At 70.5% G+C, this 20,929-nt stretch carries 16 protein-coding genes; 9 read left to right on the forward strand and 7 right to left on the reverse strand.

Annotated features, from left to right (window positions below; all coding sequences use genetic code 11):
• Positions 1–18: 18 nt before the first annotated feature.
• Positions 19–525 carry a hypothetical protein gene (locus ACT53R_RS08710; protein WP_476171468.1) on the reverse strand — a complete coding sequence of 169 codons (507 nt, stop codon included), beginning with the start codon at positions 523–525 and terminating at the stop codon, positions 19–21.
• A 65-nt stretch (positions 526–590) separates the two neighbouring features.
• On the opposite strand from ACT53R_RS08710, the gene mutM reads away from it, so the two are divergent.
• From mutM to ACT53R_RS08730, 4 genes are all read left to right on the forward strand, one after another.
• Positions 591–1,418, forward strand: coding sequence for a bifunctional DNA-formamidopyrimidine glycosylase/DNA-(apurinic or apyrimidinic site) lyase (mutM, locus tag ACT53R_RS08715; protein ID WP_476171469.1), 828 nt, complete (start codon positions 591–593; stop codon positions 1,416–1,418).
• Between the two features lie 54 nt (positions 1,419–1,472).
• Complete coding sequence (locus tag ACT53R_RS08720) at positions 1,473–2,066, forward strand: ECF-type sigma factor (RefSeq protein WP_476171470.1); 594 nt, start codon at positions 1,473–1,475, stop codon at positions 2,064–2,066.
• Between the two features lie 146 nt (positions 2,067–2,212).
• Positions 2,213–5,068 (forward strand): serine/threonine-protein kinase, encoded by a 2,856-nt coding sequence (locus tag ACT53R_RS08725; RefSeq protein WP_476171471.1) that lies wholly within the window; start codon positions 2,213–2,215, stop codon positions 5,066–5,068.
• Between the two features lie 12 nt (positions 5,069–5,080).
• Positions 5,081–5,587, forward strand: a complete 507-nt coding sequence (locus ACT53R_RS08730; RefSeq protein ID WP_476171472.1) for a hypothetical protein — start codon at positions 5,081–5,083, stop codon at positions 5,585–5,587.
• Between the two features lie 22 nt (positions 5,588–5,609).
• Here ACT53R_RS08730 and ACT53R_RS08735 read toward each other — a convergent pair whose 3' ends face one another.
• The 3 genes from ACT53R_RS08735 to ACT53R_RS08745 all read right to left on the reverse strand — a co-directional run bounded on the left by ACT53R_RS08735 (position 5,610) and on the right by ACT53R_RS08745 (position 8,001).
• Positions 5,610–6,233, reverse strand: coding sequence for a thymidine kinase (locus ACT53R_RS08735; RefSeq protein WP_476171473.1), 624 nt, complete (start codon positions 6,231–6,233; stop codon positions 5,610–5,612).
• 60 nt (positions 6,234–6,293) lie between these two features.
• Positions 6,294–7,133: a hypothetical protein gene (locus tag ACT53R_RS08740; protein WP_476171474.1), complete on the reverse strand. Its 840-nt coding sequence runs from the start codon at positions 7,131–7,133 to the stop codon at positions 6,294–6,296.
• Positions 7,134–7,230: 97 nt separating this feature from the next.
• Complete coding sequence (locus ACT53R_RS08745) at positions 7,231–8,001, reverse strand: SEL1-like repeat protein (protein WP_476171475.1); 771 nt, start codon at positions 7,999–8,001, stop codon at positions 7,231–7,233.
• Between the two features lie 135 nt (positions 8,002–8,136).
• On the opposite strand from ACT53R_RS08745, the gene ACT53R_RS08750 reads away from it, so the two are divergent.
• From ACT53R_RS08750 to ACT53R_RS08770, 5 genes are all read left to right on the forward strand, one after another.
• The gene (locus ACT53R_RS08750) at positions 8,137–10,116 is read left to right on the forward strand and encodes a UvrD-helicase domain-containing protein (RefSeq protein WP_476171476.1); all 1,980 of its coding nucleotides are present in this window, start codon (positions 8,137–8,139) and stop codon (positions 10,114–10,116) included.
• A gap of 77 nt (positions 10,117–10,193) precedes the next feature.
• Positions 10,194–11,072 (forward strand): 5'-nucleotidase, lipoprotein e(P4) family, encoded by an 879-nt coding sequence (locus ACT53R_RS08755; RefSeq protein ID WP_476171477.1) that lies wholly within the window; start codon positions 10,194–10,196, stop codon positions 11,070–11,072.
• A gap of 236 nt (positions 11,073–11,308) precedes the next feature.
• Positions 11,309–12,283, forward strand: a complete 975-nt coding sequence (locus tag ACT53R_RS08760) for a hypothetical protein (protein WP_476171478.1) — start codon at positions 11,309–11,311, stop codon at positions 12,281–12,283.
• Positions 12,284–12,309: 26 nt separating this feature from the next.
• Positions 12,310–15,096 (forward strand): glycerol-3-phosphate 1-O-acyltransferase PlsB, encoded by a 2,787-nt coding sequence (plsB, locus tag ACT53R_RS08765; protein ID WP_476171479.1) that lies wholly within the window; start codon positions 12,310–12,312, stop codon positions 15,094–15,096.
• A 70-nt stretch (positions 15,097–15,166) separates the two neighbouring features.
• Positions 15,167–16,336: a hypothetical protein gene (locus tag ACT53R_RS08770; protein WP_476171480.1), complete on the forward strand. Its 1,170-nt coding sequence runs from the start codon at positions 15,167–15,169 to the stop codon at positions 16,334–16,336.
• A 21-nt stretch (positions 16,337–16,357) separates the two neighbouring features.
• On the opposite strand, the gene ACT53R_RS08775 is transcribed toward ACT53R_RS08770, so the two are convergent.
• Genes ACT53R_RS08775 through ACT53R_RS08785 form a run of 3 tightly spaced genes read right to left on the reverse strand, consistent with a single transcriptional unit; the run spans position 16,358 to position 20,920 of the window.
• Entirely contained in the window at positions 16,358–18,163 is a 1,806-nt protein-coding gene (locus tag ACT53R_RS08775) for an alpha/beta hydrolase-fold protein (RefSeq protein ID WP_476171481.1), read from the reverse strand.
• Entirely contained in the window at positions 18,160–18,870 is a 711-nt protein-coding gene (locus ACT53R_RS08780) for a DUF6445 family protein (protein WP_476171482.1), read from the reverse strand. The genes ACT53R_RS08775 and ACT53R_RS08780 overlap by 4 nt, the downstream gene beginning before the upstream one ends.
• Before the next feature lie 10 nt (positions 18,871–18,880).
• The gene (locus tag ACT53R_RS08785) at positions 18,881–20,920 is read right to left on the reverse strand and encodes a glycoside hydrolase family 97 protein (protein ID WP_476171483.1); all 2,040 of its coding nucleotides are present in this window, start codon (positions 20,918–20,920) and stop codon (positions 18,881–18,883) included.
• Between the last annotated feature and the right edge of the window lie 9 nt (positions 20,921–20,929).

Raw genomic sequence — 20,929 nt, forward strand, 5'->3', positions numbered from 1 at the left:
ACGACAGGCCTCATCGCCTCAGTTCAATCGACGGGTCGTGATGGCACGCACCATCTCCACGCCCGTTTGCAGCCAGTCGGCCAGCACCCGCCGGTCCGCGGCCGTCATCGACTGCACGGGAACATCGACGATCTCGCCTGCGCCGGTCTGCGAGAACACGACATCGTAGAGTTCCAGTCGCGTGCGGATGCCTCCGAATGCGGCGGCCTGGCCCGTGGCGCTGCAGGCGCGCGCGACGTCATCGAGCAGATTCAGGGCATTGAGCAGTGCTTCGAAGTCCGGCGCATCGGTCGAGCGCAGGCCTGCGATCAGCGCATCCAGATCGACGATCGTGACGTCGGAATCGATGTCGACTCGGGGATGTCCCGCACGCCATGCCGCAACGAGCCCCGGCAACGTGGACGACCACAGCACGCCGTCCGCATCGTGCACGATCGCGTACTCCGGGTCGTCGGCATGCCGCCACGCGAACCAGTGCTCGGCACCGCGGGCACGCAGGCACACCGGGTACATCCTGTCGGTCATCGTGCATGCCCGCCGGGCCAAAGGCCCCGCAGTATCATCCCCGCACGCCCCCGCACTCCACCCCCATGCCCGAACTCCCCGAAGTCGAAACCACCCGCCGCGGTCTGGCGCCGCATCTGGAAGGGCGGCGGGTGCTGGGCGCGACGCTGCGGCGGCCGGATCTGCGCTGGCCGATTCCGCGCGAGATCGAGACGGTGCTGCCGTCGCAGCGGATCACCGGCATCCGGCGGCGGGCGAAGTACCTGCTGATGGACACCGACGCGGGTTCGGCGCTGTGGCACCTGGGCATGTCCGGCAGCATGCGCGTGCTGCCGGCGGACACGCCGGTGCAGGCGCACGATCACGTCGACCTGCTGATCGAAGGCAAGGGTCGCGCGGCGCCGAAGGTGCTGCGCTTCAACGATCCGCGCCGCTTCGGCTGCCTGCTGTGGCAGCCGCCGGGCGAGATGCATGAACTGCTGCGCGATCTCGGCCCGGAGCCGCTGTCGGACGATTTCGACGGCGACTCTCTTTTTGAACGCAGCCGCGGGCGCAGCGCGCCGGTGAAGGCGTTCCTGATGGACCAGAAGATCGTCGTCGGCGTGGGCAACATCTATGCCGCCGAGGCGCTGTTCGCCGCGGGCGTGTCGCCGCTGCGCGCAGCGGGCAAGGTCTCGCGCGAGCGCTACCACGCGATCGCGCAGGAGATCCGGCGCATCCTGACGTACGCGATCACGCGCGGCGGCACCACGCTGCGCGACTTCCTCAGCCCCGACAGCACGCCGGGCTATTTCGCGCAGGAGCTGTCCGCCTACGGCCGCGGCGGCGAGCCCTGTCCGAAATGCGGGCGGCCGCTGAAGCAGGCGATGCTGGCCCAGCGCGCCACCGTCTGGTGCGGCCACTGCCAGCGCTGAGCGGCGGCGCGGTATAGTCCTCGCCCGACCGTCGGCGCCTGCGAACCCCCGTCCATGAGCGATCACGAGCCACAGAAGGAACCTGCCGAGATCACCCAGTGGCTGGACGCGGCCCGCGGCGGCGACCGCGCGGCGCTGGACCGGGTGCTGGGCACGCTGTACCACGAGCTGCACGCGATGGCGCGGCGCCAGCTGGCGGGCCAGTACGGGCAGACGCTGGACGCGACCGCGCTGGTGCACGAGGCCTACCTCAAGCTGATCGGCCGCCGCGACGTGCGGTTCGACGATCGCGCGCACTTCTTCGCCTACGCCGCCTCGGCCATGCGCAGCGTGGTGGTCGACTACGCCCGCCAGCGTCTGGCGCAGAAGCGCGGCGGCGACCTGCACCGCGTGACCGAGCTGCCGGACGATGTCGAAGGCGGCCTGCGCCTGGACGAGGACATGCTGGGCCTGGACACGGCGCTGACCAAGCTGGCCGGCGTGGACGCCAAGCTGGCGCAGGTGGTCGAGCTGCGCTACTTCGCGGGCCTGTCGGAGCAGGAGATCGCCGAACTGCTGCAACGCTCCGAGCGCAGCATCCGCCGCGACTGGCAGAAGGCGCGGATGTTCCTGCTGGCCTCGCTGGGCGGTCCCGAGGGCGAACGCTGACGGACCGTTCGGAAAGCGGGCCGTTCAAGAAAACGATCCACCCGATCGTTTTCCTCGACACTTTCCTCGACACCCCGACGCCCGGTTGCCGGCCGCAACGGCCCGGGCGACGATAGGCCGCCTTTCCCGCCGCTTCCCGGACCGCGATGGACGCCGAACGCTGGCAGCGGCTGTCGCCGCTGCTCGACGCGCTGCTCGAACTGGACGCCGACGCCCGCAAGGCCCGGCTGACGGCGCTGCACGAGGAAGATCCGGCGCTGGCCGCGGAACTCGAAGGCCTGCTCGCGCTGGAAGAGGAGAACGCCGACTTCCTGGCCGAACCGCTGGTGGCGCCGCCGCCGATGGCCAAGCCCGACACCACGATCGGCCCGTACAAGCTCGACCGCCTGCTGGGCGAGGGCGGCATGGGCCAGGTCTGGCTGGCGCGCCGCGCCGACGGCCTGTACCAGCGCCGGGTCGCGCTGAAACTGCTGCGCCCCGGGCTGGCCGACCCCAACCTGCGCCAGCGCTTCACCCGCGAGCGCCAGATCCTCGCCCGCCTCGGCCATCCGCACATCGCGCGGCTGCTGGACGCCGGCATCAGCAGCGACAACCAGCCCTACCTCGCGCTGGAGTACGTCGAGGGCGAGGCGATCACCGACTGGTGCCGTGCCCGCGACCTCGACGTGGAGGCGCGGCTGAAGCTGTTCCTGCAGGTCTGCGAGGCGGTGAGCCACGCCCACGCCAACCTCATCGTCCATCGCGACCTGAAGCCGTCGAACATCCTCGTCACGCCGCTGGACGAAGTGCGGCTGCTGGACTTCGGCATCGCCAAGCTGCTCGATGGGCCGGAACCCGGCCGCGAGCACACCCGCACCGAAGTCCGCGCCTTCACCCTGCACTACGCCGCGCCGGAGCAGATCCGCGGCGAGCCGGTCACCACGATGACCGACGTCTACTCGCTGGGCGTGGTGCTGTACGAACTGCTGGCCGAGACCAAGCCGTACCGGCTCAAGCGCCAGAGCGACGCGGAGTGGGAGGAGGCGATCCTCCTCGCCGATCCGCAGAAGCCGTCTGCGAACCTGCTGCGCGAGGCCGACAGCGACCCGTCGCGCATGGCCGCGCTGCGCCGGCGCGCGCGGCAGATTTCAGGCGACCTCGACAACATCGCGCTGAAGGCGCTGCAGAAGCGGCCGGAGCATCGTTATCCGTCGGTCGAGGCGCTGGCACTGGACCTCAACCGCTACCTCGAAGGCAAGCCGGTGCTGGCGCGGCCGCAGAGCGTCGCCTACCGCACGCAGAAGTTCGTGCACCGCCACCGCTGGGCGCTGGCGACCACCGCGCTGGTGCTGGCGGTGCTGACCACCGCACTGGCGCTGGTGACGTGGCAGGCGCAGCAGGCGGTGCGCGAGGCCAGCCGTGCGCAGGCGCTGCAGGATTTCGTCACCGGCCTGTTCGAGCAGGCCGGCGGGCGCGAGACCTCCGGGCCGCTGGACGTGCGCAAGCTGCTGGAGGCCGGCGAGGAGCGCGGCAACCGCGAGCTGGCGACGCAGCCGCAGGCGAAGGCGGAACTGTTCGGCGTGATCGCACGCCTGCGCCTGGGCCTGGGCGACTATCGCGAGGCCGAGCGCCTGCTGAAGACGCAGAACGCCATCCTCGACAGCCTGCCGAACGTGCCCGACAGCCTGCGCCTGGCCGCGACGTCCGACTACGGACGCACGCTGCGCCTGCTCGGCCGCGCGGACGACTGCATCCACCACATGAGCCCGCTGGAGGACCTCGCCCGCGGCCAGCAGCGGACGCTGCCGGTGCAGGCGGCGGACTTCTACTCCGAGCTGGGCCGCTGCCTGCGCACGCTGGGCAAGCCGAAGGCCAAGGCAGCGCAGTTGCTGTTCCAGCGCTCGCTGGAAGTGCGCCGCAACACGCTGGACGACATCCCCGGCGTGGTCGAAAACCTCGCCGATCTGGCCGACCTCGAAAGCGACGCCGGCCGCACCGCGCTGGCGCTGGAGGGGTTCCGCAATGCGCTGGCGCAGCTGCAGGCCAGCGCCGGCAGCCGTCATCCGCTGGCGATCGACCTGCACCGCCGCATGTGCGACCTGGAGCGGCTCGGCGGCGACCTGGTGCTGGCCGAACGCGACTGCCACGACGCGCTGACGCTGGCGCTGGACCTGCGCGGCGAGGAAAGCCGGGCCACGCTGGACGCACGCCGCCAGCTGGCCGCGATCCACGTCGACCTGGGCCGGCTGAAAGAAGCCGATGCCGCCTTCGCGCAGGCGCAGCGCTGGCTGGTCGCGCGGGTCGGCCGCAACCACGTCGACACCGCGCGCAACGACAACAGCATCGGCATCGTCGCCTGGGAACTGGGCGACAACGAGCGCGCCCTGCGCCACATCGACCAGTCGTTGTCGGTGCTGCGCAAGACGCCGTCGTCGTACTGGTATGCCGGCGTGCTGTTCAACAAGGCGATGATCCTGCACGACATCGGCCGCGACACCGAGGCGCTGCCGCTGCTGATGCAATCGCGGCGGCTGCGCGTGCAGTACCTCGGGCCGAAGCATCCGCTGGTGGGCGACATCGACCGGTTGATCGGCGAAGTGCAGGCCGCGCTGGGCCACGACGACGAGGCGCGCCAGCGGCTGGTCGACGCGGTCGCCATCACCACCGACGCCGCGGACAACGGACCGGCGCATCCGCACACGCGGCGTGCGCAGCTGTCACTGGCGCGGTTCGAACTCGATCATGCCGGCACGGCGCCGGACGGCATCGCGCCGGAGGAAGGACCGCCGGCGGAGGCGATCCACACGCTCGAAACGCTGGCCGCGCTGCCCCTGTCCGATCCTGAACTGCGCAAGACGGCGTGGCTGGCGGCCACCGCACTCGCTCTGCAACACTGTCGCGAACCGGGATACGGCGGCGGTCCGGAAGCACTGGACGCCCTCGCCCGGGAAATCCACGAGGCGTTGCCCGAAGGCGGCGCCATCGTCCGCGAGTTCGAACGCCAGCGTCGCCGCTGCCGCTGATCCGGAGGTTCCATGGCCGTCATCCGTGCTTTCCCGTTGCCGCTGCTCGCGCTGGCCGCGACGCTGTCGACCACCGCCTGCGCAGGCGCCGGCGCGCGCGACGGCAGCGCGCAGGACACCACGCCGGCACCGGCCGCCACGCCGGCCACGCGCAGCAGCACGGGCGGCACGATTACCGGCCGCATCGCCTACGACGACGGTGCCGCGCCCGCGCTGCGCATCTGCGCGATCGGCAGCGGCGACCCGGCCACGTCGCGCCACGTCTGCACGACCACCGCCGCGGGCGCGACCGACTACCGCATCACCGGCCTGCCCGCGGACGACTACGGCGTGTTCGCGTGGACGCGCTCGGAGCCGTCGCGCGTCGGCGGCCACGTGCAGCAGGTGCAGTGCATCCGCGCGCCCTGTCCGCCGATGCCGATGGACGTGACCGTGGGCAGTGGCGCACGCGTCGACGGCGTCGACCTCAACGGCTTCTACGACAGCCGCGACGATTTCCCGCCGATGCCGAGGGATTGATCCGACGGAGTGAACCGGCGTCTCACCCCAGCGGCAGCGGGGTCTGCATCGGTTCGATCAGGCCCTCGCCGCGCATCACCTTCTTGAACTCCGCGCGGCTGACCGAGATGTAGCGCTCGTTGCCGCCGATCTCGACCTGCGGGCCGTCCTGCACGGCGTGGCCCTGTTCGTCGACGCGCACGGTCATCGTCGCCTTCTTGCCGCTGTGGCAGATCGTCTTGATCTCGCTCAGCTCGTCGGCCCAGGCCAGCAGGTACTGGCTGCCCTCGAACAGCTCGCCGCGGAAATCGGTGCGCAGGCCGTAGCACAGCACCGGGATGCGCAGGTTGTCGACGACCTCGCTCAGCTGCCACACCTGCGGCTTGGTCAGGAACTGCGCCTCGTCGACCAGCACGCAGTCGAGCTTGCCGCGGCGGGCGATGTCGTTGCGCACCCAGACGTCGAGATCGTCGTCGCGCTCGAACGCCTGGCCTTCGGCGCTGAGGCCGATGCGCGAGGCCACCGTGCCGGAGCCGGCGCGGAAATCCAGCTTCGGCGTGAAGATCAGCACGCGCATGCCGCGTTCGCGGTAGTTGTGCGCGGACTGCAGCAGGGTGGTGGTCTTCCCGGCGTTCATCGCCGAGTAGTAGAAGTAGAGCTTGGCCATGCCGCACAGTTTAAAGGCGGAGGCCGGACGGCGGCATCCGCCCGCGCGCGGGGCACGGCGTCACGGCGGCGAGGCGGGGGCCGGTTCCGGCGCGGCGGATTCGGGCGCCGCGGCCGGTACGGGCTTCGCGTCCTCGATGTCGCCGATGCGGACGATCGCGTGCTTCCAGACGCGGTCCTCGTGCGCCCAGTAGCGCGCGGGATCGTCGCGCTCGCGGGTGTGGATCTTCGCCACTTCCAGGCCGTCGACGACGTTCGGCAGCGTGCCGCCCAGCTTCTCCGGCGTGCTCACGCCGAGGAAGCCGACGAAGCCGGTGTGCGAACCGGTGACGTTCATGCGGCCGTGGCCCAGCGCGTCGGCGAAGCGCTTCTTCGCGGCCGGATCGCCGAACTCGGCGTAGCGCGCGGGCCCGCGTTCGGCCACCGCCGCCTGCTGCGCCGGCGTCAGTTCCGCCCACATCTTCTCGCGGATCGCGAGGAACTGCGGATAGCCACGCTCGGCGGCGATGTCGGCCCAGAGATAGGCCTCGATGCGATCCTCGGCGACGCCCACGCCGTGCCAGTACATCAGGCTGAGCCGGTGCTGCGAATACTTGTCGGCGTAGCGCGCGGCCATGCGGAAGTTGCGCGCGGCGTCGCCCCAGTTGCCGGTGGCCGCGGCCTTCTGGCCGTAGAGGCGGAAGCGTTCGTTGGGATGATCGGCGCTGAGCGCGTACAGCGTGTCGAAGTGCGACAGCGCCTCGGCGTCGGTGTCGACCGCCACGGCCTCCTGCGCGGGCGTCGGCGGCGATGCGGCAGCGTGCACGTTCACGACGGCCGCGTTCGCGGCGAGGGCCAGCAGCAGCGCAGCCAGCAGCGGACGCGGATCGCGTCGGGACAGCGGCTTCTGCAGGGCGGTCATCGTGATGTCTCCTCGTCGCGGCTTCGCGCTGTGCCGGCACCATAGCGCCGCGGATCGCGCGCCACCTCTGCCGGAAGCCACGCAGACCTGTGGCCGGCTACGGCGTCGCAGGCGCGGGATCGGTCACCTCGGGCGCCGGCGCATCGACCTCCGGCGCGGTCTCCGGAATGCGGGAGACGGTCTCGATCTCGCCGATGGTGACGCGGCCGATCTTCGGCTTCTTCCACACGCCGTCCTGCCACGCCCAGTATTTCTTCGCGTCCCAGTAGCGCGGGTCGTAGAACTTCGTGCCGGGGATGGACTGGCTGCCTTCGGGGCCGGGGATCTCGATCGACACGCCGCGGTTGAAGCCGGTGCGGCTGCCGGTCATCTCGCGCCGGCCGATGCGCAGCTGGTGCTCGTAGCGCGGCTTGGCCGCGGCATCGCCGAAGCGGGCGAAGACGGCCTGGCCTTCCTCGATCGCGCGGGCGCGTTCGGCTTCGGTCAGCGCCTGCCAGTAGCGCTCGCGCAGGCCGAGGAAGCCGACGTAACTGCGCTCGGCGGCGAGGTCCATCCAGATGTAGGCCTGCACCGGATCGCGCGCCACGCCTTCGCCGTTCCAGTACATCTCCGCGACCATGCCCTGCGCGGGCTTGTCGGCGAAGAACGCCGCGCGGCGGAAGAAGCGCATGGCGTCCTCGAAGCGCTTCGCCTTGTACGCCTCCATGCCGTACAGGCGGTACTTGATGTCCTGGTGGCTGTCCAGGAACCCCGCGGTCATCAGCATCGGATCGTTCGTCGGGTCCGGCGGCGGCCCGGCGGGCGCGGCGGCGGCGAGCGGGCCGGTCGCGCAGGCCAGCGCGAGACCGAGCAGGAGGGCATGACGCATGGGGAACTCCATGGGGAAATCGATCCGTTCCGGGCATTGCGGCGGCGAAGGATGCGCAAGTTACCCGATCCTGCGGACGCCGGCGGGTAAACTGACGACCTACTTCGTCGCGACAAGTTCCTTCCCACGATTTCCATGCACGGCCTCAATCCCCCCCAACGCGAAGCGGTGCTGCTGGCCGACGGCCCGGTGCTGGTACTGGCCGGCGCCGGCAGCGGCAAGACCCGCGTGATCGTCGAGAAGATCGCGCACCTGATCCAGTCGAACCGCTATCCCGCCAAGCGCATCGCCGCCATCACCTTCACCAACAAGGCGGCGAAGGAAATGCGCGAGCGCGTCGGCAAGCGCATCCGCGGCGACGCGGCGGAGGGCCTGACGATCTGCACCTTCCATGCGCTGGGCCTGAAGCTGCTGCAGATCGAACACGCGAAGGCGGGGCTGAAGCGCGGGTTCTCGGTGTTCGACATCGACGACGTCGCCGCGCAGATCAAGGACCTGATGCCCGGCGCGAAGACCGATGCGGTGCAGGCGATGCAGGGCCTGATCTCGCGGGTGAAGAACGCCGGGCTGTCACCCGAGGAAGCGCTGGCCGCCGCGCAGAGCCCGCGCGAGCGCGAGGCCGCCAACCTCTACGTGCGCTACCAGCAGCGCCTGACCACGTTCAACGCGGTCGACTTCGACGACCTGATCCGCCTGCCGGTGCAGTTGCTGGAAAGCGACGAGGATTGCCGCCTCGGCTGGCGCGAGCGCATCGGCTACCTGCTGGTCGACGAATGCCAGGACACCAACGACGCGCAGTACCGGCTACTGAAGGCGATCGCCGGCGAGAAGGGCAACTTCACCTGCGTGGGCGACGACGACCAGAGCATCTACGCCTGGCGCGGCGCGAATCCGGAGAACCTCGCGCAGCTGGGCAAGGACTATCCGGCGCTGCGCATCGTCAAGCTGGAACAGAACTACCGCTGCAGCAACCGCGTGCTGCGCGCGGCCAACGCGCTGATCGCCAACAACCCGCACGAACACCTCAAGACGCTGTGGAGCCAGCAGGCCGACGGCGAACGCATCCGCGTGCTGGAATGCCGCGACGGCGAACACGAGGCCGAGCGCATCGCCTCGGAGATCCAGTTCCTGAATCAATCGCGCCAGGCCGAGTGGGGCGAGTTCTGCATCCTGTTCCGCGGCAACCACCAGTCGCGGCCTCTGGAAAAGGCGCTGCAACTGCTGCGCGTGCCGTACCACCTCAGCGGCGGCACCGCGTTCCTCGACCGCGGCGAAGTGAAGGACGCGCTGTCGTGGCTGCGGCTGATCGCCAATCCCGAGGACGACGCGGCGTTCCTGCGCGCCGTGCAGTCGCCCAAGCGCGAGGTCGGCACCACCACGCTGGCGAAGCTGGCGGAGCTGGCGCACCACGCCGGCCTGCCGCTGTCGCGCGCCGCCGAATCGGTCGGCCTGCTGAAGCAGTTGCAACCGCGCGCGGCGAACGCGCTCAGCGGGTTCGCCGACATCGTGAAGGGCCTGCGCCACGAGTCGCGTACGCTCACGCCGGCCGAACTGGTGAAGCAGCTCAACGAGCGCTCCGGCCTGCTCGCCGCACTGCGCGCGCAGTGCAAGAACGACCAGATCTTCCAGCTGCGCCGCGGCAACCTCGACGAACTGGCGAACTGGTTCGACGGCGCCCGCGGCGGCGCCGGCCCCGGCGAACTGGCGGCGTCGCTGGCGCTGCTGAGCCACGCCGACAAGGGCGAGCCCGGCAACCAGGTGCGGCTGATGAGCCTGCACGCGGCCAAAGGCCTGGAATTCCGCTACGTGTTCATCATCGGCATGGAGGACGGCACGCTGCCGCACGAGGCCAGCCTGGAAGAAGGCCGCCTCGACGAGGAGCGCCGGCTGCTCTACGTCGGCATCACCCGCGCCAAGGAGCAGCTGTGGCTGTCGCACTCGCGCGAGGCGCAGCGCTGGGGCACGAAGCTGCGGCTGACGCCCAGCCGCTTCCTCGACGAACTGCCGGCGGCCGAACTCCAGCGCGACGGCGCCGACCCGGTGGCCGACGCCGAGCGCAAGAAGGAGCGCGCGAGCGCCGGCTTCGCCGCGATCAAGGCGCTGCTGGACGGCTGAGCCGACGCGGCACCGGCGTGTCGTCATGGCCGCGGGCTACACTCTGCGGCCCGTTCGCCACGCTTTCCGGAGTCTCCATGCGCAGGTCCACGCTGCACGTCGCCCTCTTCGCCGCGGTCCTGGGCCTCGGCGCCTGCCGCACGATGACGCCGGTGGCCGCAGCCACGACCACGGCCGCCGTGCCCGAGAACGACAACCTCAACGCGGTGCTGTGGATGCAGCGCGCGGCCGAGTACCGCGCCACCTGCGAGACCGTCTACCACGCCGCCGCCGACCGCCTGGACGCCGCGCTGAAGGATCCGGCCTGGGACGCCATCGTCCCCGGCGAGCGCGCCAACCCGACCCGCGGCCTGCCGCCGGCGATCGTGCTGGACGTCGACGAGACCGTGCTGGACAACTCGCCCTACCAGGCGCGGCTGGTCCGCAGCGGCGACACCTACGACGAAGCGACCTGGGACGCCTGGGTCCGCGAGGAGAAGGCGCAGGCGCTGCCGGGCGTGCTCGACTTCGCCAAGGCCGCCACCGCACGCGGCATCACCCTGATCTACATCTCCAACCGCGCCGAGCACCTCGGCCCGGCCACGCTGTCCAACCTGCGCAAGGCCGGCCTGCCGGTGAAGGACGACAGCGTCTTCCTGGGCCTGGGCACGTTCGTCGAAGGCTGCGAGCAGGAAGGCTCGGAGAAGCTCTGCCGCCGCCAGCTGGCCGCGCGGAAGTACCGGGTGCTGATGCAGTTCGGCGACCAGTTGGGCGACTTCACCCAGATCGTCGCCAACACCCCGGCCGCCCGCGACGCGCTGGAAGCGCAGTACCGCGGCTGGTTCGGCCAGCGCTGGTGGGCGCTGCCCAATCCGAGCTACGGCAGCTGGGAACCGGCGGTGTTCAACAACGCCTGGTCCGAGCCGGTCGAGCGCCGTCGCGCCCTCAAGCGCGACGCGCTGAACACGGCGGAGTGATCGACCGGGAAATCCTGTCGAGATTAATCCTTCAATTTCAATGGTTTGAATCGTATAACTTCACGTATTGCGTCAGGATCTGCGGCCGGGTAGGCTGTGCGCCAGCCGGCCTCGCCGGCGCCATGCCACAACCGTGACCTGCCGGCGCGAGCCGGATTTGAGGGAGACCCCACCGGGTCTCCTTTTTCTTGCCGGTCGCTTGTCGGCCCCGCGCCGGCCGGCCAAGATGCCGGACCATGTGCCCCGCCGCCGCCCCTGCCATCGCCTCCCGCGCCTGCCCGCCGCCGCTCGCGGCCCTGCTGGCGCTGGCCCTCGCGCTGGGTGCGGCCGGCTGCGGTGATCGCGAACGCACGCACGCGCCGCACGTCGGCGCGACCGATCCGGTGCAGGCGGTGGCCCTGCTCAACGCCGACCTGCGCGACAACGACCTCGCCGCGTTCGCCCGCGACGCCGTGCCGCCCACGCTGCATGCGCCGCTGGTCGCGGCCTGGCAGGCCGGCCGTACCCGCTGGCCGCTGGACGAACTGCCGTTCGACCAGCGCATCCCCGGCGTGCTGGCCAGCCTCTCGGCCGATGACGCCGAGAAGCGCCTGCGCAAGGGCTACGACCGCCAGTTCGCCCACGCCGACGGCGAGATCCGCGCCGCGGCGCAGGCGCTGGGCCTGTTCGGCGAGAAATACCTGCAGACCGACGGCGACCTCAGCGCGGAGGAACGCGCCCACTACGTCCAGCTGGTGCGTGCGGTCACCGCCTGGGGCGGCCGGGCCGGACTGGGCGATGCCCGGCGCGGGCATGCCGCGATCCCGAAGCTGGCCCTCGCCGCCCGCGGCACCGGCCTGCGCGACCCGGCTGACTTCCGCCGGCACGGCATGGACGAGAGCCTGCGCCGGCTGGGACCGATGGCCGCGGCGCTGAAGGACGTGCTGCGCGGCTACGGCCTGGACCTGGATGCCAGCCTCGACGCGATGGCGCTGAGCCTGGAAGGCCAGGATGGCGACCGCGCACGGGTCCGCATGCGCTATCCCCTGGCCGGCGCGACCATCGACACCGTGGTCGCGGTGGAACGCGTGGACGGCCACTGGTATGTCAGCGACTTCCTGCGCCACGCCCGCGCTGCGGCGGCCGTGCCCGACGCGCCGCCGTCGTCCTCGGTGCCCGTCGCGCCGCCCGCGCCGGCCTCCGCATCGACCCCGGCGGCCACGACGCCGTAGGCAACTTCGTCATAATGGCGGGGATCATGCCGAACCGCCCGACATCGCCCGACCCATCCGCCCTCTTCGCCGCGTCCGACGCGCCCGTCGACGGCGCCACCGCGCCCGGTCCCGAAGAAGGCGACGCGACGCCGGCGTCCGACGCCGCGGAACCGCCGCACGAGACGCCGGCGCCGGCCGATCCGGCGCCTGAGGTGACGCCGACCCAACCGGCGCTGGCGATGCCGCCGCCCCCCGCGCCCGAACCGCCGCCCGCACCGCCCCAGGCACGTGGCCGCCGTCCGCTGTGGGCCGGGTTGCTGGGCTGGTTCCTGGAACCGTGGATCGAGCTGCACATCGACCCGCTGCCCGAGGCGCTGGCCGACGATCCGCGCCCGGTCTGCTACGTGCTGGAAGACTACGGGCTGTCCAACGCCCTGATCCTCGAACGCGCCTGCCGCGAGGCCGGGCTGCCGTCGGCGCTGCGCCCGCTCACCGGCGACCCGCTGGGACGCAAGCGCGCCTACGTCGCGCTGGCCCGCCGCCACAGCGCGCTGGGCCTGGCCGCGGACATGGCCGTGGACCTCGCCACCGGCAAGCCGCCCAAGCTCACCCGCCCCGCGCGCCGGCATTCCGAAGCCTTGGCCCGCCTGCTCGACGCCCACCGCGCCGATCCCGGGCTCGACGTGCGCCTCGTGCCGGTGTCGATCTTCGTCGGCCGCGCACCGGACCGGAACAACGGCTGGTTCTCGGTGCTGTTCTCCGAGAACTGGGCGATCGTCGGCCGCTCGCGCCGGCTGCTGGCGATCCTGCTCAACGGCCGTGATACCCACGTGCAGTTCGCCGCGCCGGTGTCGGTGCGCGAGACCCTCGCCGAGGACCTGCCGCCCGAACGCACGGTGCGCAAGCTTTCGCGCGTGCTGCGCATGCACTTCAACCGCATCCGCGAGGCGGTGATCGGGCCGGACCTGTCCACCCGCCGCCTGCTGATCGACAAGGTGCTGGCCGCCGACCCGGTGAAGCAGGCGATCGCCGACACCGCGCGCCGCGAGAACGGCAAGCCCGAGGACGCCTGGAAGCGGGCCCACGCCTACGCCTACGAGATCGCCGCCGACTATTCGCCGCCGGTGGTGCGTTCGGCGTCGTTCCTGCTCACCACGGTGTGGAACCGCATCTACCGCGGCGTGCTGGTGCACCACCTCGACCGGCTCAAGCAGGTCGCGCCGGGCTACGAAGTGATCTACGTGCCCAGCCACCGCAGCCACATGGACTACCTGCTGCTGAGCTACCTGCTCTACACCAAGGGCGTGGTGCCGCCGCACATCGCCGCCGGCATCAACCTCAACCTGCCGGTGATCGGCACGCTGCTGCGCAAGGGCGGCGCGTTCTTCCTGCGCCGCAGCTTCCGCGGCAACGCGCTGTACTCGGCGGTGTTCTCCGAATACGTCGCGCAGCTGGTCGCCGGCGGCTACTCGATCGAATACTTCATCGAAGGCGGACGCTCGCGCACCGGCCGCCTGCTGCAGCCCAAGGGCGGCATGCTGGCGATGACGATCCGCGCCTTCCTGCGCCAGCCGGCGCGCCCGGTGCTGTTCCAGCCGGTCTACATCGGCTACGAGAAGCTGATGGAAGGCGGCAGCTACCTCGACGAACTCTCCGGCAAGGCCAAGCAGAAGGAATCGATCTGGCAGCTGCTGATGGGCATTCCCCGCGTGCTGCGCAGCAACTACGGCCAGGTCGTGGTGAACTTCGGCGAGCCGATCAAGCTCGGCGACATCCTCGCCGAGGAAGCGCCGGACTGGAACGGCGAGCCGGTGCAGGAAGACGAGAAGCCGCAGTGGCTGGCGCCCGCGATCGACACGCTCGCCGACCGCATCCAGATCAACATCAACCGCGCCGCCGACGTCAACCCGATCAACCTGCTCGCGCTGGCGGTGCTGTCCACGCCCAAGCACGCGATGGGCGAGGCCGACCTGCTGGCGCAGATCGCGCTGTCGAAGACGCTGCTGGCGGAAGTGCCGTACTCCGACCGCGTCACCGTCACCCCGCACACGCCGCAGGAGATCGTGAAGCACGGCGAGGAGATCGGCGTGCTCGCGCGCACCGCGCACCCGCTGGGCGACGTGCTGCACGTCGACGGCGACACCGCGGTGCTGCTGAGCTACTTCCGCAACAACGTGCTGCACCTGTTCACCGCGACCGCGTGGATCGCCTGCTGCTTCCTGCACAACCGCCGGATGAGCCGCAACACGCTGCTGCGCATCGGCCGCTCGCTGTACCCGTTCATGCAGGCCGAACTGTTCCTGCCGTGGGACGAGGCCGGCTTCGCCGAACAGATCGAACGCACCATCGCCGTGTTCGCGCGCGAAGGCCTGCTGCAGCAGGTCGGCGACGACGACGGCGGCATCCTCGCCCGCAACGCCGGCCAGTCCGACGAAGTGTTCCGCCTGCGCGGCCTGGGGCATCCGCTGCAGCAGGCGTTCGAGCGCTACTACATCGCGATCTCGGTGCTCGCCAAGAACGGCCCCGGCACCCTCGCCGCCGCCGAACTCGAAAGCCTCTGCCACCTCGCCGCGCAGCGCCTGAGCCTGCTCTACGCCCCGGCCGCGCCCGAGTTCTTCGACAAGAGCCTGTTCCGCACCTTCATCCGCAAGCTGCGCGAACTCAAGCTCGTGTCCACCGACGAGAACGCCAAGCTCGTCTTCGACCAGCGCCTCGACAACTGGGCCAAGGACGCGAAGACCATCCTCGGCCGCGAACTGCGCCACACCATCGAGAAGGTGAGCCCGGAGGCGGTGAAGCAGGAAGGCACCGCGGAAAAACGCGAAGACTGATCGCCGCGGTCCGGCACCGCGACCCGCGGACGGACCGCTTCACCCTCCAGAGCCACCATCAGAGAAGACCATGTCGCTCCATCGCATCGCCATCGCGGTCGCCGCATTCGTCATCACCCTGTCCTCCGCCACCTCGCACGCGGCGGCGCCGGACGCGGCGGGCTACACGCCCGCACGCGCTGCCGAAGCCGGCGCACTGCCGATCCACATCGGCATCGTGCCCGAGCGGATCCGTCCACAGGTCGCGTTCCAGTACGTCAGCATCGCCGGGCCTGCCTACACCGGCGTCTACCCGGGAATGTCGGTGGGCCAGACCATCGGCGTGAACGCGCTGGGTGGTGCCCTCGGCAGCGTGATCGCCAATGCGGCGATGCGGGCGGAGGCGGAAGGCTTCGCGCGTCAGGCGTTCGCGGGCATTCCCGCCGCGGGCTGCGACCTTGTCTACGGCGAACGCCTGGCCACGCAGCTCACCGCGGACCTGCAGGCCGCGTGGCCGCAGGCGCAGATCCAGGTGCACATGCTGAAGCCGGACCAGAGCATCGCGGACATCGTCGGCAAGCGCACGCCGCGATACGAGGTTCTCGCCAGCGTCAGCCTGGCGACGGATTTCTCGGCACTGGTCGCGAGCATCGATGCCGATGCCTACCCGGCCGGCACCGACGACGGTCGCGCCGAGCGCAAGCCCGGCTGGCGCAACACCCTGATCGCGGTCAGCGACCGGGTGACGCTGCCGCCGAAGACCCAGGCCGACATCGACCAGATGGTGGCCGACGAAAATGCACGCTACGAGGCACTGAACCTCGGCCCCGTCATCCGCAAGCTCAACCAGGAAGGCGTCACCAACGCGAACCAGCCCGAGCGCCGCCGCGTCGGGGAGCTCATCGCGCAGCACAAGCGGGCACTCAAGGAAGCCAACCGCGACAAGTGGACGCCGCTGAGCGAAGCCACGCGCCGCGCGTCCCTGCTGTCCGCGTCGGAGTGCACCGGCATGCGCACCGCGCTGGACCAGGTGCTGGGCGAATCGCATGCGCTCGTGCAGGCCCTGACCGGCGGCACCCTGCCGACCCCGCTGCAGACGGTGACGACCAAGCGCAGCGCCTTCGTGAAGGTCACGGAATTGGTCGGCGAAACCCCCGGGCAGCGCGCCATCGTCGGCCTGCCCGACGGCAGCTACGTCTCGCGCAAGGGCGGGGAAGTGGTCAACACCGGCTTCCGTTACGCGTTGCTGCTGGAACCCTGAGAAGAGACGCCCGGCACGGCCTCACGGCACGCCGCCGCCCAGCAGGAACCCCAACGGCACCTCCGCCCGCGCCCGCCACGCGACTTCGCTGTGCTCCGCCCCGTCGAACGTGCGGCTGACGAAGTCGCGACCCTCGCGCCAGCCGGCGCGGCGCAGGGCGGCGTCCATGCGCTGCTGGTACGGCGCGTAGCCGGCGTCGAGGGTGGCGGTGCCGTGGTCGAAGTAAATGCGGTGCGTGCGGCGGTCGGGCAAGTGCGCGGCGAACCAGTCGATCGTGCAGCCATTGCAGGCGGGCCAGTGCGTCGACACCGCGGCGGCGCGGCCGAACACGTCCGGCCTGCGCGCGATGGCGTACAGCGAGATCAGGCCGCCCATGCTCGATCCCATCACCGACGTGTCGTCGCGACCGGGCAACGTGCGGTACTGCGCGTCGATGAAGGGTTTCAGATCCTCGACGAGGAAACGCTGGTAAGCATCCGACTGCAGGCCGCTCGCATCGAACGGCGGCACGCCGTCGATGCCGCTGGCGATCGTCGGCGTGCGCACCGGCGCCTGCGGCATGTATTCGAGGAAACGCTGCGGCGAGTTCCACACGCCGACGACGATCGCCTCGCGGATCGCGCCAGCATCGATCAGCCGCGTCATCGTGCCGTCGATGTCCCAGTCGGTGCCGTTGAACACCAGCGACGGATCGAACAGGTTCTGGCCGTCGTGCATGTAGACGACGGGATAGCGCTTGTCCGGATTGCGGCCGTACGACGGCGGCAGCCAGACGTCGACGTCGCGCGCGGCGACGAAGCGCGACGGCACGGCGTGCCACGACTCGACACGGCCCGTCGCCTGCAGCGGCGGCGCGTGCACGGCATACGCCCAGCGCAGGAACACCGGCAACATCCGCGACCAGCTCGGCTGGCGATGCTCGCCGCCAGGCAACACGTACAGCGCGACGTCGGCGCGCGTCGTCGACGCGGCATGGTCGACGTTGATGGAATGCCCGAGCTGGTGCAGACCCTTCATCCGCGGCGCGTCTTCGCCCGCGACGCGCCAGCCGTCGACCAGATCGCGCGCGTCGTCGACCACGTCGATGACGCCGTCGCCGTCGCGGTCGTCGGTTTCCTCGGCGTCACCGACGGCGAGGAACGCATGCAGCCCGGGATGGTAGCTGCCGTTCGCGATCATGCCTTGCGCGATGCGCGTGCGCTGCACGGCATCGGCATCGCGGCGATCGGTCGCCAGCCACAGCGACGGCGAGAACGCACCGATGCGACCGAACGTTTCGGGATACTGCCAGCCGCTGTTCAACGCCTGCGCGCCGCCCAGCGACCAGCCGAGCAGCGCGCGCGCATCGGCGCGCGGCTGTGTGCGGTAGCGCGCGTCGATCGCGGGCACCAGCGCGTGTGCGAGCCATTCCGCGTACGCATGCGCGTTCGCGCCGACCGCGCCGGCACGCGTGTCCGCGATGACGCTGCGTCCCGACGCGCGATCGGAAAAGCCGTAGGCACCAAGCCGATCGTGCGGCATGTCGATCGCCACCGCGATCACCGGCCGGATCTCGCCGCTGATCGTCAGCGCGTCGAGCCACGGCTGCAGCGCGAGGGCGTCCGCATCCTGTCCGTCGTCGACGTAGAGCACCGGATACCCAAGCTGCGCGTTCGCGTCGTAGCCCGGCGGCAGGAACACGCGCACGCGCAGGCCGTCGGGATCGATGCCGGGCGCGCCGATCCGGAACGTATCGATGCGCGTCGAGGCCGTCGTCGGTTCCTCCGCCGGCGCGACGCCGGCAAACAGCCCGAATGCGCACAGCAGGACGCGGGCGGCAGATTTCATGCGGCGACGCTCCGGCGGCAGGTGAAGAACCCGTTGAGCGTGAGCCTCCCAGTGCGCGGGTCGTCGGTCAGCAGCTCGGGATGCGCGATCTCGCCGCTGTGGAAGATCGTGCCGGTGTAGAAGATCAGCCGGTTCCAGCGCGCGGGGACGCTCGCGACCTTGTCGAACCATGCGTTCGACGCGGTCATGTAGCCGGTGCGCAGGCCGTACTTCGCCTCGAACGCCGCGGCGTCGAGCTGCGAGGATTCGAGCACGAGCGGCACGATCTCCTCGGGCGGCCGCTTCGGCGCGTAGAAGCTGGTGCCGCCGAGGCGCGGATCGTGGAACAGGTACAGCACGCCCGCGACCACGCACTGGCTCGGGTCGACGCTGAGGCGGTCGACGTGGCAGATCGACTGTGCCGGCGACAGCCGTTCCGCCGGCGTCGCGGTGAGCGCCAGCCGGCTGTACATGCGCTCGGTGCGGCGCGCATCGAGATGGCGACGCACGTGTGCGGAAAAGAACGCGTCGAGCTGCGCGGAAAAGGCCTCCGGCATGCGCAGCTCCGGTCCCGGATACGCGTTGTGCCCGGTTTCGACGAAGGCACCGCGCTGCGCGACCGCGTAGGCGACCAGCGCGTCGGGATCGAGCAGCGCATCGTCGATCACGCAGCAGACGTGGCGACCGCCTATGGACACGGTCTCGATGCGCGGATGCGGGTTGAACATGCGAACGACCTCAGCGTTTCGGCACGAAGCGGATCGCCGCGCCGCCGACTTGCGCCAGCCGCAGCGTCAGCGTATCGGCGCGGGTGACGATGCGGGTTTCGCGCACGAACGAGAAGCGGTGGTCGGTGTCGTCGGCATCGTCGCCATCGCGGTAGATCTGCGCCTCGTAGCGCTTGCCGGCATCGAGGAAATCCAGCGGCACCTGCAGCGTGCGCGCGTGCTCGTCGGTGACGCTGCCGAGATACCAGTCCTGGCTGTTGCGGTCCTTGCGCACCAGCGTCACGTAGTCGCCGACCTCGCCGTTGACGGCGCGCGTCTCCTGCCAGTCGACCGGCACGTCGCGGATGAAGCGGAACGCGTCCATGTGCTGCGCGTAGTGCTCGGGCAGGTCCGCGGCCATGTGGATCGGGCTGTAGAGCACGACGTAGTCGGCGAGCTGGCGCGCGATCGTGCTGCGGATCGGCTGGTTGCGGCCTTCCAGGCTCAGCACGCCGGGCGTGTAGTCCATCGGGCCGGCAAGCATGCGCGTGAAGACGAGGTTGGTCTCGTGCTCCGGCGGATTCGGCGGATTGCCCCAGGCGTTGAATTCCTGGCCGCGCGCGCCTTCGCGCGACACCCAGTTCGGATAGGTGCGGCGCAGGCCGGTGTCCTTGATCGGTTCGTGCGCGTCGATTGCGATGTGATGCTTCGCCGCCGCCAGCAGCACGCGCAGGTGGTGGTTGCTCATGAACTGGCTTTCGTGCCACTCGCGGAGTACCGGGCCGCCTTCGACGTCCTGGCGTTCGATCTGTCCCGCGTCGCAGACATAACCGGTCTTCACGCTGTCGATGCCGAGCTTTTCGAACAATGCGAACGCCTCGTCCATCTGCCGCTCGTAGTGGCTCACCGCGCAGGCCGTCTCGTGATGGCCGATCAGGTGCACGCCCTTCGCCTTCGCGTAGGCGGCGAGCCCGGACAGGTCGTAGTCGGCGGTGGGCTTGCGGAAATCGAACTGCCAGCCGTTCGCGAACCAGTCGCCGTCCCAGCCGGTGTTCCAGCCTTCCACCAGCACGCCGCGGAAGCCGTTCTGCGCTGCGAAGTCGATGTAGCGCCGCGTGTTCGCGGTCGTCGCGCCGTGCTTCGGCCCGGTGGCCCAGCTCTGCTGGTCGAGGTGCATCGCCCACCACACGCCGACGTACTTCGACGGCTTGAACCAGCTGACGTCGCCGAGCTTGTTCGGCTCGTTGAGGTTGAGGATGAGGTTCGACTCGACCAGCCCGCCGGCGCGGTCGGCGATCTGGATCGTGCGCCACGGCGTGGTGAACGGCGCGCGCCGCACCACCTTCGCCGGACTGCCGGGCGTGAGCGACGCGCGCAGCACGCCGCCGTCCCCGCGCATCAGATTCATGCCGGCGTAGTCGACCAGCGCGGCCTCGTGCAGCGTCACGTGGGTGCCATCGTCGGTGCGCAGCGTGATCGGCGTCTGCGCGGTGCCGACCTCGGCCAGCGGCGTGCGCTGGTAGAGGTATTCCTCGCGGTTCCACTCGTACGCCGGAATCCACCATGCGGTCGCGGGACGCGCGATCGCGAACTCGGTCAGTTCCTCGGCGATCTGCACCTCGTCCAGCGCCCGCTGCTTCGGGAATTCGTAGCGGAAGCCGACACCGTCGTCGAACACGCGGAACACCACGTCGAGGCGGCGATGGTCGTGGTCACGCTCGATGAACTGTGCGCGCAGTTCGTTGTAGTGGTCGCGCACGAAGCGGCGCTCGCCCCACGGCTGCTCCCAGGTGTCGTCCGCGCTGCGCGTGGCCTTGTCATGCAGTTCGAGCCCGCGAAGGAACTGGCGGCCGTTGCGCAGCAGGAAGCCGAGCCGCGAATCGCCGATCAGCGGCTTGCCGTCGCGCGCGACGCGATAGGCGAGGCGGCCTTCGCCGCTGACGTCGATTTCGACCCGGGTGCGGCCGTCGGGCGACGCGACCTCGGCGACGGTGGCCGCCTGCGCGGCACCCGCGGCGGCGAACGCGAGCAACGCGAGCGCGAAACGGGAAGGCATGAGTGGTTGGCGCATGGCGAACGA

The sequence above is a fragment of the Lysobacter sp. DMC104 genome (assembly GCF_056313665.1).